Source organism: Pseudomonas sp. PA1(2017), from assembly GCF_001945375.1.
Taxonomy (GTDB): Bacteria; Pseudomonadota; Gammaproteobacteria; order Pseudomonadales; family Pseudomonadaceae; genus Aquipseudomonas.
This window is the reverse complement of record NZ_MSXU01000014.1, coordinates 219,515-231,820: the sequence shown is the minus strand read 5'-3', so window position 1 is coordinate 231,820 and position 12,306 is coordinate 219,515. Positions and strand designations below refer to the sequence as shown.

The following is a 12,306-nucleotide window of genomic DNA, read 5'->3' as shown; positions in this document are numbered from 1 at the left end:
CTGCGCAAGATCGGCACTGGTGGGCGTAATGCCCTGTTCGTTCTCGCCTCGTCACATTGATCGTCCGGCGGTGCTTTCTGCTCGCCAGTCAGCCCAGGCCCGGCTGGCGCATGAAGACCTGAGGCCGGAATCAAGGTCCGCCGCCTAGGTTCCGAGTCGATGAGGCGCATCAGGACGACGCTTGCGGCTTGGTCGCGACGACCCAGATTTCCTTCCAGTTCTCCACGATCTTCCCGCTGGCAGACTTGTGGTTCCTGACATTGTTGACATGGCAATCATCAGGCCCCATCTCGAAGCCTGCATCGCGCAAAAGCGAGCGAACCGTGGCCTCCGAGTCGAAGTGGATCTTGGGATTGTTCTGCTTGTTCCAAGAGTGACCGGTCTCGAAAAACGAGGCGTTCAAATGGCCGCCCGGTTTGAGAATACGGAAGCTTTCGCGCAGGTCGGCCTTCAGATCCTCCCCGTGAATGAAGGGCAGGACGCGTTGCGCGTTGATCAGGTCAATCGAGTCGTTCTCGAAGGCTGCCCCTCGCAGCGTGCTGGTGATGGTTCGCAACCGAGGCCCTGCTTCGGCAGCTAACGCGCCTTCCATCTGGGGATCGGGATCGACCGCGTTTACTCGACAGTTTTTCCCGGCAAGGTAACGTGTGTCGCGCCCGCCGCCCGCCCCCAGATCTACAGCCACCCTGGGCACTGATTGAGCGAAATACTGTTCCCCGATACGGTTGGTGAAAAAGTTCATGCCAGGGGTTGGTGTTGTGAAGTGCCGCGTTGCTTGAACAACGCTTGCAGACGAGCGGCTGGTGGCCGTGGGCGCATTGGTCGAGGCCGGCAGCGAGCGCATTGGCTGATCGTTCGATGGTTCGGCCTTGCCCACGAAGCAGCTTAGAAGTGAACTGATCAGGTGCGTGCGCTTGCTCGTATCATCGCTGTTCGGCTGTCGCGCCGAGGTCGTCGCGGGTAAGGCATTGTCCGATGGGGAAGATGCCCTTTGCCCGGCTGCCGCCACCGGCTCGAAGCCCGCATTACAATAGAGGTTGTTACTTTTCAGGTCGGTGATCTGCAGTCGCGCCAACGAGGTGGATGGCGTGCCTGGGGAAGCATGAAGCTCAAAGGACGCGCGAAGTTTCGGCGGTAGATCCCGGGCTGGAGCGTCAGTGGGAAACAGATCTTTCGTCGCTACGGTGCGAGCGTGTACACCCGGGGTCGAGTCGCTTTGAAGCTCTTGGCGGAAGGTCTCGGGGCCGGCTCGTAATACCGCATCAAGTAGCTCCTTTTGGGCGCTGGACAGACTGGTATTGAGTCTGCCAAGGCCGACGACCATGTCACCGATACGGATGAATTCCGGTAGCGAGGCGGCCCTGCCTCCAGCGGCACTACCCGGGGCGGCGGATGCGGTATTGGAGTCGGCTTGAATCTGCGAAAACTGTGCGGATCTTGAGGCGGGTGCAACAGGTTGCATGGGGCTGTCCTCGCGGGCTGGCCGGGGCGGTCTGGCGACCGGAACGATAAGACGCAGGGGCGGCGCGCTCTGCTGACGGCAGGCGTTCAAAGAGTCGGGCGCCACGGGTTGAGTGGTGTGTCTTGGCCTGTCGGTTCCCGCACACCCAGCGTCGAGCCCCCAGATATCCGGCCTGTCATGGGCCTTGCCAGGGCATTCGCACGTACTGAAATTCACGGTATTGATTGTGGCTTTGCCGGGCCGTGGCCGGCTGCTAAGTTCATTCGGTGACATCACGCATCTTCGGAAAACAAGGGATAACAACAATGCAGCCCGATTTCTGGAACGATAAACGTGCCCCCGGCGTGGCCAGCGACATCGACATGGACGCCTTTCAGTCGGTGGTCGAGGTGTTCGAACGCTCCTGCAAGACGTTCACCGACCGCCCCGCCTTCAGCAATCTGGGCCGAACCCTGACCTACGGAGAGCTGGACAGGCTGTCCGCCGCCTTTGCCGCCTACCTTCAGCAGCACACCGATCTGCAACCCGGCGACCGCATCGCAGTGCAGATGCCCAACCTGCTGCAGTACCCGATCGCCGTGTTCGGCGCGATGCGCGCCGGGCTGATCGTGGTCAACACCAACCCGCTGTACACCGCCCGCGAGATGCGCCACCAGTTCAAGGACGCCGGCGTGCGCGCTTTGGTGTACCTGAACATGTTTGGCAAGCTGGTGCAGGAGGTGTTGCCCGACAGCGAGATCGAGTACCTGATCGAGGCGCGCATGGGCGATCTGTTGCCCACGCTCAAGGGCTGGCTGGTCAACACGGTGGTCAAGAAGGTCAAGAAGATGGTGCCTGCCTACCATCTGCCCCAGGCGATGTCGTTCAAGCAGGTATTGGCCGACGGTGCGCGGCTCGACGTGCGGCCGGTCAGCGCATCGCAAGGCGACATCGCCGTGTTGCAGTACACCGGTGGCACCACGGGCGTGGCCAAGGGCACCATGCTTACCCATGCCAACCTGATCGCCAACATGCTGCAGGCCAATGCCTGCATGTCGCAGCACGGCCCCGATGGCACGCCGCTGATGAAGCGCGGCCAGGAGGTGATGATCGCGCCGCTGCCGCTGTACCACATCTACGCCTTCACCATGAATTGCATGTGCATGATGGTCAACGGCAACCACAACGTGCTGATCACCAACCCGCGGGACATTCCTGGTTTCGTCAAGGAACTGGGCAAATGGGAGTTTTCCGCGCTGCTGGGACTCAACACCCTGTTCGTGGCGCTGATGGATCACCCGGATTTCGCCAAGCTCGATTTCAGCCACCTCAAGGTCACCAATTCGGGCGGCACGGCGCTGGTCAAGGCCACTGCCGAGCGCTGGAAGCAACTGACCGGCTGTACGGTGGTGGAGGGCTACGGGCTGACCGAAACCTCGCCGATCGCCAGCGCCAACCCCAGTGGCGACCTGGCTCGCCTGGGCACCGTCGGCGTTCCGGTGCCGGGCACGGCGTTCAAGGTCATCGATGATGACGGCAACGAGCTGCCGCTGGGCGAGCGGGGCGAGCTGTGCATCAAGGGCCCACAGGTGATGAAGGGCTACTGGAATCGCCCGGAAGCCACCGCTGAAGTGCTGGATGCCGAAGGCTGGTTCAAATCCGGCGATATCGCGGTGATCGATGAGGAGGGCTTCGTGCGCATCGTCGACCGCAAGAAGGACATGATCATCGTCTCCGGCTTCAACGTGTACCCCAACGAGATCGAGGACGTGGTGATGGCCCACAGCAAGGTGGCCAGCTGCGCGGCCATCGGCGTGCCGGACGAGAAGTCCGGGGAGGCGGTCAAGCTGTTCGTGGTCAAGCGCGACGACAGCCTCACCGTCGAGGAACTCAAGGCCTACTGCAAGGAAAACTTCACCGCCTACAAGGTGCCGCGGCAGATCGTGTTCAGGGAGTCGCTGCCCATGACCAACGTCGGCAAGATTCTGCGCCGCGAACTGCGCGACGAAGCGTTGAAGGCGGCTGGCAAAGCCTAGCCCGCGGCGTGATTCGGCCCCAAGGGCTCTGCATCACGTCTTTGAACGTGCGCGTATTTGCACTTACCGTCTGGCGTACTTGCCGAAGGCAGTACGCCGTGACTTGCTTGCAGCATGCTTTTGCCGCCCGTTCCCATAGGTAAAGCAACGATGTCCGCTTTTTGCCTCGTAGTTGCCTTCATGCGCATAAAAGACTTTGGACAGTTTCTTAGAGCTGTTTCCCGGGTGTCGCTTTGCTCGACCCAGGCTGCAAGCGCGTACCGGCGTCGCCAGGCGCCGGCTAGCATCACCTTCTCCAATTGCCGATCGGGCCCGGCAAAAAAGGCCGCAGGCGTCTATCATGGGCATTGCCTGCCGATTGGCAATCTCTGTCAGCCGGTTTTACACGCAACTGCCTCGTGACCAATTTTTTTGATGTGGTCATTTCTGATACCGATCGGCCTTTTATGGCTCTGGTCGGTATCCGGCAACTCTGCTAATCTCGGCCCGCTTTGCGCCCCACAGGGGCGAACAGCCAGGCATACATACAACAAACAACCGCCTCGGCGGTGACGACAAGCTGTTGCTTAGGAGTGGGTGTCCATGACCGAAAACTTCTGGACGGACAAGTATCCCGAGGGGGTCGCGGCCGAGATCGATCCCGACCAGTACCCCAACGTTCAGGCGGTGCTGAAGCAGTCCTGCCAGCGTTATGCCGACAAGCCCGCTTTCACCAATCTGGGCAAGACGATTACCTACGGCCAGCTGTACGAGCTGTCCGGTCACTTCGCTGCGTACCTGCAGCAGCACACCGATCTCAAGCCCGGCGACCGCATCGCCGTGCAACTGCCCAACGTTCTGCAGTACCCGGTGGCGGTATTCGGCGCGATGCGTGCCGGCCTGGTGGTGGTCAACACCAACCCGCTGTACACCGCGCGGGAAATGGAACACCAGTTCAACGATTCCGGCGCCAAGGCGCTGGTGTGCCTGGCCAACATGGCGCACCTGGCCGAGCAGGTGGTGCCCAAGACCGGCGTGAAGACGGTGATCGTCACCGAAGTCGGCGACATGCTGCCGCCGCTCAAGCGCCTGCTAGTCAACGCCGTAGTCAAGTACGTGAAGAAGATGGTGCCGGCCTACAACCTGCCGGGCTCCGTCAAGTTCACCGACGCCCTGGGCCAGGGCCGCGGCAAGGCGGTCAGCGAAGCCAGCCCCGCCTCCCAGGACGTCGCCGTGCTGCAGTACACCGGTGGCACCACTGGCGTGGCCAAGGGCGCTATGCTCACGCACCGCAACCTGATCGCCAACATGCTGCAGTGCCGCGAGCTGATGGGCTCGAACCTGGGCGAGGGCTGCGAGATCATCGTCGCGCCGCTGCCGCTCTACCACATCTACGCCTTCACCTTTCACTGCATGGCGATGATGCATTGCGGCAACCACAACATCCTGATCACCAACCCGCGTGACCTGCCGACCATGGTCAAGGACCTGGCCAAGTTCCAGTTCAGCGGTTTCGTCGGTCTCAACACGCTGTTCGTGGCGCTGAGCAACAACGAAGGGTTCCAGAAGCTCGACTTCTCCAAGCTCAAAGTCACCCTGTCCGGCGGTATGGCGCTGCAGCAGGCGGCCGCCGAGCGCTGGAAGCAAGTCACCGGCTGCGCCATCTGCGAAGGTTACGGCCTGACCGAAACCAGCCCGGTGGCGTCGGTCAACCCGGTCACCTGCAACCAGATGGGCACCATCGGCATTCCCGCACCGTCGACCCAGTTCAAGGTCATCGACGACCAAGGCAACGACCTGGCAATGGGCGAAACCGGCGAGCTGTGCATCAAGGGCCCGCAGGTGATGAAGGGCTACTGGCAGCGCCAGGAGGCCACCGACGAAGTGATCGATGCCAACGGCTGGTTCAAGACGGGTGACATCGGCATCATCCAGCCCGACGGCTACATTCGCATCGTCGACCGCAAGAAGGACATGATTCTGGTGTCCGGCTTCAACGTCTACCCGAACGAACTGGAAGAAGTGCTGGTGACCCTGCCGGGCGTGCTGCAGTGCGCGGCCATCGGCGTGCCGGACGAGCGCTCGGGCGAGTCGATCAAGGTGTTCGTGGTGGTCAAGCCGGGCATGACCCTGACCAAGGAACAGGTCATGCAGCACATGCATGACAACCTCACCGGCTACAAACGACCCAAGCAGGTCGAGTTCCGCGAGAGCCTGCCGACCACCAACGTCGGCAAGATTCTGCGCCGCGAACTGCGCGACGAAGAGCTCAAGAAGCTCGGCAAGAAGTAACCGCCGTCACGCCGCATAGAAGGGCCCTGCTTTGCAGGGCCTTTTGCGTTGTGGAGAGCAAACTTCCGACTCCCGTGGCCTGGGTCGAGCCCTGCGATACCCAAATCTCTTCCCTCCGAGCAATAATGCCTAGAATTGTGCTCTGTGCACTGGTCAGCACTCGAGGCGTGTCTGTGATGCAATTACCCGATCTCAATCTACTGGTCGCCCTCGATGTGTTGCTGGAGGAGGGCAGCGTGGTCGGCGCCGCCCGGCGCATGCATCTCAGCCCGCCAGCCATGAGTCGCACCCTGACGCGCATCCGCGAAGCGGTGGGTGACCCGATTCTGGTGCGTGCCGGCCGCGGCCTGGTGCCGACGCCGCGGGCCCTGGAGCTGCGCGAGCAAGTGCGCGATCTGGTCGAGCAGGCCAGCGGCATATTCCGTTCCCAGGAGGTGGAGCTGACCAGCCTCGATCGGGCGTTCAATATCCGCACCAACGATATCTTCATGGTCTGTTACGGCGGGCGGCTGGTCGAACTGGTTCGCGAGCAGGCGCCCAACGTGATGCTACGCTTCGTGCCGGAAATCGATGGCGACGACGACGCCATGCGTGCCGGGCGCATCGACCTGGCCATCGGCGCGTCGTTACAACTGCCGCCGGAAATCAAGCATCAGGGCCTGTTCATGAGCCGCTTCGTGGGCCTGGCGCGGGCCGATCATCCGATCTTCGACGAGATGATCAACGCCGAGCGCTTCGCCGCCTTCGACCAGATCAGCGTGTCGCGCCGTGGCCTGGCTCGCGGGCCTATCGACAAGGTGCTCGAACAGCAGGGTCTATCGCGCCGCGTGGTCACCGTGTCGCCAAGCTTCTTCTCCGCGGTTCTGGCGCTGCGCGATTCGGACCTGATCCTGCCGATGCCCAATCCGGTGGTCGCCGTGTGCAACCAGCTTGGCCTGGCCTTGCGCAGCTTCGAGATCCCCTTGCCGCTGTCGCCGGTACGGGTCCATCAGTCCTGGCACCCACGTTTCGACAACGACTCGGCCCATCGCTGGCTGAGGGGGTTGATCAAGCGCTGCTGCGAAGAGAATGCGCTGGGCGTCTGATAGCTGCGTTTCACGCAATCATTGATTAGAAACATTGCAATTTTCGGTAATGGTCGTTTTCCCTAGACTGCCGGGCTAAACACGTTACTGGATATTTCTGCATGCCTGGCTCCTGCCACGCGGGCGGGTGCGCATCGTCATGAACGCACCTGCGCTCGCCCCCGCGTCCCTTGCCGCGCCTCCCAGCCCTCAAGCCGCGCCGATGCAGGCGACCCCGTTCGGGTTGCGCATCGTCGTCGGCCTGCTCGGTGTGCTGCTGGCGGTGCTGGTTTCGGGCTTCAACGAGAACGTCACCAAGATCGCCCTGGTCGATATCCGCGGCGCCATGGGCATTGGCCATGACGAAGGTAGCTGGCTGCTGGCGCTTTACATGGCCGCCTCGGTCAGCGCCATGGCGTTCGCACCGTGGTTCGCGGTAACCCTGTCGATCCGCCGCTTCACCCTGTGCGCCATCGGCGCCTTCATGTTACTTGGCCTGCTGTCGCCGCTGGCGCCCAACGAACGTGTGCTGATGCTGTTGCGCGCGCTGCAGGGGCTGGCCGGCGGGGCGCTGCCGCCAATGCTGATGAGTGTGGCGCTGCGTTTTCTGCCGGCCAACATCAAGCTCTACGGCCTGGGCACCTATGCGCTGACGGCGACCTTCGGCCCCAGCATGGGCACGCCGCTGGCTGCTTTCTGGGTGGAGTACGCTGGCTGGCAGTGGGCGTTCTGGCAGATCATCCCCGGCAGTCTGCTGGCCATGGCCGCCGTTGCCTGGGGTCTGCCCCAGGACCCGCTGCGCCTGGAGCGCTTCGCCCAGTTCAACTGGCGCGGCCTGCTGCTCGGCTTGTCGGCGATCAATCTGCTGGTCATCGGCCTACTCCAGGGCGAGCGCCTGAACTGGCTGCACTCGCCGCTGATCGTCAGCCTACTCGGCGGCGGCTGCCTGTTGCTGGTGCTGTTTCTGCTCAACGAATGGCACCATCCGCTGCCGTTCTTCAAGCTGCAACTGCTCAAGTCGCGCAACCTCGCCTTCGCACTGTTCACCCTGGCCGGGGTGTTGCTGGTGCTATTGGCCGCGAGCCTGATTCCGTCGTCCTACCTGGCCCAGGTCCAGGGCTACCGGCCGCTGCAAACCGCACCGATGCTGCTCTGGGTGGCCGTGCCGCAACTGCTCGCATTGCCCTTGGTGGCGGCGCTGTGCAACCTGCGTCAGGTCGATTGCCGCTACGTGCTGGCGGCTGGGTTGGGAATGATGGGGCTGGCCTGCGTGCTCGGCTCGCAGCTGACCTCGGCGTGGATTCGTGACGACTTCCTGCTGATCCAGCTGCTGCAGATCTTTGGCCAACCGATGTCGGTTCTGCCGCTGCTGATGCTCGCCACCGGCAGCATCCAGCCGATCCAGGGGCCGTTCGCCTCGGCCTGGTTCAATACCGTCAAGGGCCTGGCCGCCGTGGTGGCCACCGCGGTTCTCGATCTGCTGACCACCGCGCGCCTGCATCTGCATTCTAACAATCTGGTCGACCGCCTCGGCAACCAGCCGCTGCTGCCCGACGGTGCTGCGAGCCACCTGGCCAGCCGCCTGCATCAGCAGGCCCTGGTGCTGACCTACGCCGACCTCTACCTGTGCGTGGCGCTGGTCGCCTTCGCGCTGATCCTGATCATTCCCTTCGTGCCCACGCGCATCTATCCGCCGCGTGCCGCCCACTGAACCGATGGACACCACCATGAATACCCTGCGCAAACCCGCTCTGCTGATCGGTCTGCCCGTCGCCGGCCTGCTGCTCTGGGGCGCCTGGCAACTGCTGTTCGCCGAGCACTATCAGCAAAGCACCAATGACGCCTTCATCAGCGCTGACTTCACCCTCGTGGCACCTAAGATCGCCGGTTTCGTCAGCGAGGTGCTGGTCGAGGACAACCAGCGCGTCAAGGCCGGGCAACTGCTGGCGCGCATCGACGACCGCGATTACCGTGCCGCGCTGGATGTGGCCAAGGCCGGCGTGGCCAGCGCCGAGGCGCAGCGGGTGAATGCCGAGGCCAGCGTGCAGCGCCAGCAGTCGGTGATCGACCAGGCGGCCGCCACGGTCAAGGCCGATCAGGCCGAAGTGCGTTTCGCCGAGCATGAACTGCAGCGCTACAAACACCTGGCCGGGCAGGGCGCCGGCACCCTGCAGAATGCCCAGCAGGCGCAGAGCCGTTTCGATACCGCCCTGGCGCGCCAGCAGCAGAACCAGGCGGCACTGGCCGCCACTCGGCAGCAGACGGCGATCCTCATCGCCCAGCGCGATGCGGCCGCCGCGGCGGTCGAGCGGGCTGCCGCCGAATTGCAGCGTGCCGAACTGGATCTGTCGTACACCGAACTGCGTGCGCCCATGGACGGCATGGTAGGTCGCCGCGCCCTGCGCGTCGGTGCCTACGTCAGCCCCGGCAACGAGCTGCTGGCGGTTGTGCCGCTGGAGCAGGCCTTCGTGGTCGCCAACTTCCAGGAAACCCAGCTCAACCGCGTGCGCCCGGGCCAGCCGGTGAGCATCAGCGTCGACAGCTACCCGGATCTGCAGTTGCGCGGCCACGTCGAGAGCCTGGCGCCGGCCACTGGGGTGACCTTCGCCGCCGTGGCGCCAGACAACGCCACCGGCAATTTCACCAAGGTTGTGCAGCGCATCCCGGTGAAGATCGTGCTCGATGCCGACCAGCCGGTGGTGGGTTATCTGCGCGTCGGCATGTCGGTGGAGGCGAGCATCGACACCCACCAACTCGATGACCGACAGCTGGCGCAGGCGCACTGACATGAAGGGATTTCATCGACTGACGCTGCTTGGCCTGAGCGTCGCCCTGAGCGCCTGCACCCTGGGCCCGGATTTTCGCAGCCCCGATGCCCATCTGCCGGAAGCCTGGGCCTTGCAGCAAGGCCCGGTACGCAGCCAGCCCGAGGCGGCCAGCATGCAGGCGCGCTGGTGGGAAAGCTTCGCCGATGGGCAACTCTCAGCTTTGCTGCAGCGCGCCGTGGCCGGCAACTTCGACCTGCAACTGGCCGCTAGCCGCGTCCAGCAGAGCCGCGCCGTACGCCTGAGCAGCGGCGCCGCGCAGGCGCCGAGCCTGAATGGCGGGGCCGGTTACAGCCGTGCCCGTAACAGCGAGGTAGGCCTCAACGACCCGTCCGGCAACGCCGGCAAGGACGACTACGACCTCTGGCAGGCCGGCCTTGGCGCCAGCTGGGAGTTGGACCTGTGGGGCCGCGTGCGCCGGGAAGTGGAGGCTGCCGATGCGCAACTCGGCGGTAGCCAGGCCCTGCGCGACGGCGTGGCGCTGTCGGTGCTGGCGGAAACCGCCAGCGACTACATCCAGCTACGCGGCACCCAGCAACTGCGGCTGATCACCGAGCAGAACCTGCAGATCGCCCAGCGCAGCCTGACTCTCAACCAGACCCGCCTGGACGATGGCGTGGCTACCCACCTTGAAGTCGCCGAGGCGGCCTCCCGTGTGGCGTCACTGGAGGCCCGCCTGGAGCCGCTGCGCCTGCGCGAACGGCGGCTGGGCAATGCCCTGGCGCTGCTGCTCGGCCAGGCGCCCGGCAGCCTGCAGGCGGAGTGGGGCGCGCCGGCCGACATCCCCCAGGGGCCGCCTCGCGTGCCGGTCGGCCTGCCCAGCGAACTGGCCAGCCGCCGCCCGGACATCCGTCAGGCCGAAGCTCAATTGCACGCGGCCACCGCCAGCATCGGCGTGGCCGAGGCGGACTTCTATCCGCGCATCACGCTGTCCGGCGATCTTGGCCTACAGGCGTTGCAGCTCAGCGATCTGGACGGCTGGTCCGCCCATCGCTTCGCCATCGGCCCGGCGATCAGCGTGCCGCTGTTCGATGGCGGGCGCCGGCGCGGCACCCTGCAATTGCGTGAGGCGCAGCAGCAGGAAGCGGCCATCGCCTACCAGCGCACCGTGCTCGGCGCCTGGCACGAAGTGGACGACGCCATGGCCGCCTACCAGGCCCAACAACGCCGTCATGATCGCCTGGGCGAAGCGGTCGAGCAGAGCCGGGTGGCGCTCGACAATGCCGAGCTGCAATACCAGCAAGGCACGGTGGATTACCTCAACGTGCTGAGCGTGCAGCAGGCCCTGCTGAGCAACGAGGAAGAACTGCTCGACAGCCGCCAGGCTACCGCGCTGGCGCTGGTTGGCTTGTACCGTGCGCTGGGTGGCGGCTGGGAACGACAAGGCGAGGGTGCCTGAGCCGGCGTAGGCCGGATCGAGCGCGACGATACTCAGGACGATCTGCTGGGCAACTGAATCGATCCGACCGCACCGGATAAACCGCTGCCTACCAGTGCGAGCCCCGACCCGGGGAGAATGGCCGACGCACCTTGCTATCCAGGTTGCCCGAGCCATTCGCCGCGGCTCCCATCGGTCGGTGAGTAACGCGGTGCCGAGTAGCGCCTGGCGTCGACTCAGGCGTTTTTCAGATAACGCTCGTAGAACTCCACGGTCGCCACGTTCTTGTCCTTGGATTCGAACATGATGTCGAAGCGGTCCAGGAACTGCAGCACATAGCGGTTCGTCCACTCGTTCCACATGCGTGCGCTGTGGCCGTACAGCTCACGTTTGGGCGCGACCTTCAGCACCTCAGGCATTTCCAGCTTTTGCTCGGCACTCAGCCCCAGCTCCTGCAAGCGCTCCTGGGGTTGCGACAGGTGCATGGTCGGGCGGACGCCGCGCCAGCTGTCGATGATCCGCGCCACGCGCTCGCTGTGCGGGTCGATGTAATCGTCCTCGTGGATCCAGCAGTGGTGCACGTCGAGCACCACGGGGGCGAGATCGGCCAGCGCCAGGCAGGCATCCACACCGTAGGTCTTCTCGTCGTTCTCGAAGGTGATGCACTGCCGCGCTTCATGGGACAGCCGCGGCCACACCGCGCGGATGCCATCGCCGCCCAGCTTGCCGGCGATATGCAGGTTGCACTTGAAGTCCTGGAAGGTGCGGCCGTAGCCCATCATGCGGATCATGTCGGCGTGGTATTCGAACTCGGCGAGGCTGTTCTCCACCACGTCCGGGCGATCGGAGCCCAGCACGCAGTACTGGCCGGGGTGCATGGACAGGCGAATGTTGGCTGTACGTGCCATTTCGCCGATGGCTGCGAAGCCTTCGATCAGGCGCTGCTGCATCTCGGGTCGCTGGTAGAACGCGGCGACTTTCGGGTGGCTGTAGAACGGCAGCAGGTCGCTGCTCAGGCGCAGCATCTGCAACGGTTTGGGCAGGGTGACCACATAGGCGAGCAATCGTAACTGGGCCAGCAGGTTGTGCTCGACGATCTCCGCGAGCTTCTCATGGGCCACGGCCGGCGCAACGCTGTCCATCCAGCGCAGGGTGGTGGTACGCGGGTTGAAGGCCGCCTCGATGGTTTTCAGCTCGCCGGCCGACAGGCTGCGGTCGGGGTGGCGGTACTGGCAGGCGAAGCCAATGCGGGGTGTGGACATGGGCGAGTCTCGGAATCAGCTGTGCAGGG

At 64.1% G+C, this 12,306-nt stretch carries 8 protein-coding genes; 6 read left to right on the top strand and 2 right to left on the bottom strand.

Annotated elements, in window-relative coordinates; all coding sequences use genetic code 11:
• Positions 1-169 precede the first annotated feature (169 nt).
• The gene (locus BVH01_RS24160; RefSeq protein ID WP_168172933.1) at positions 170-1,462 is read right to left on the bottom strand and encodes a class I SAM-dependent methyltransferase; all 1,293 of its coding nucleotides are present in this window, start codon (positions 1,460-1,462) and stop codon (positions 170-172) included.
• 305 nt (positions 1,463-1,767) lie between these two features.
• On the opposite strand from BVH01_RS24160, the gene fadD2 reads away from it, so the two are divergent.
• The 6 genes from fadD2 (at position 1,768) to BVH01_RS20380 (ending at position 11,036) form a co-directional block, all read left to right on the top strand.
• Positions 1,768-3,477 (top strand): long-chain-fatty-acid--CoA ligase FadD2, encoded by a 1,710-nt coding sequence (fadD2, locus tag BVH01_RS20405; RefSeq protein WP_075932076.1) that lies wholly within the window; start codon positions 1,768-1,770, stop codon positions 3,475-3,477.
• Between the two features lie 582 nt (positions 3,478-4,059).
• Positions 4,060-5,748, top strand: coding sequence for a long-chain-fatty-acid--CoA ligase FadD1 (fadD1, locus tag BVH01_RS20400; RefSeq protein ID WP_075932075.1), 1,689 nt, complete (start codon positions 4,060-4,062; stop codon positions 5,746-5,748).
• 176 nt (positions 5,749-5,924) lie between these two features.
• Positions 5,925-6,833 (top strand): LysR family transcriptional regulator, encoded by a 909-nt coding sequence (locus BVH01_RS20395; RefSeq protein WP_075932074.1) that lies wholly within the window; start codon positions 5,925-5,927, stop codon positions 6,831-6,833.
• A 202-nt stretch (positions 6,834-7,035) separates the two neighbouring features.
• The gene (locus BVH01_RS20390; RefSeq protein WP_371915615.1) at positions 7,036-8,523 is read left to right on the top strand and encodes an MFS transporter; all 1,488 of its coding nucleotides are present in this window, start codon (positions 7,036-7,038) and stop codon (positions 8,521-8,523) included.
• A 16-nt stretch (positions 8,524-8,539) separates the two neighbouring features.
• Entirely contained in the window at positions 8,540-9,598 is a 1,059-nt protein-coding gene (locus BVH01_RS20385) for an HlyD family secretion protein (RefSeq protein WP_177344622.1), read from the top strand.
• Between the two features lies 1 nt (position 9,599).
• Entirely contained in the window at positions 9,600-11,036 is a 1,437-nt protein-coding gene (locus BVH01_RS20380) for an efflux transporter outer membrane subunit (protein WP_075932072.1), read from the top strand.
• A 215-nt stretch (positions 11,037-11,251) separates the two neighbouring features.
• Here the strand turns inward: BVH01_RS20380 and BVH01_RS20375 are convergent, their stop codons facing one another.
• Positions 11,252-12,277, bottom strand: coding sequence for a UV damage endonuclease UvsE (locus tag BVH01_RS20375; protein ID WP_075932071.1), 1,026 nt, complete (start codon positions 12,275-12,277; stop codon positions 11,252-11,254).
• Between the last annotated feature and the right edge of the window lie 29 nt (positions 12,278-12,306).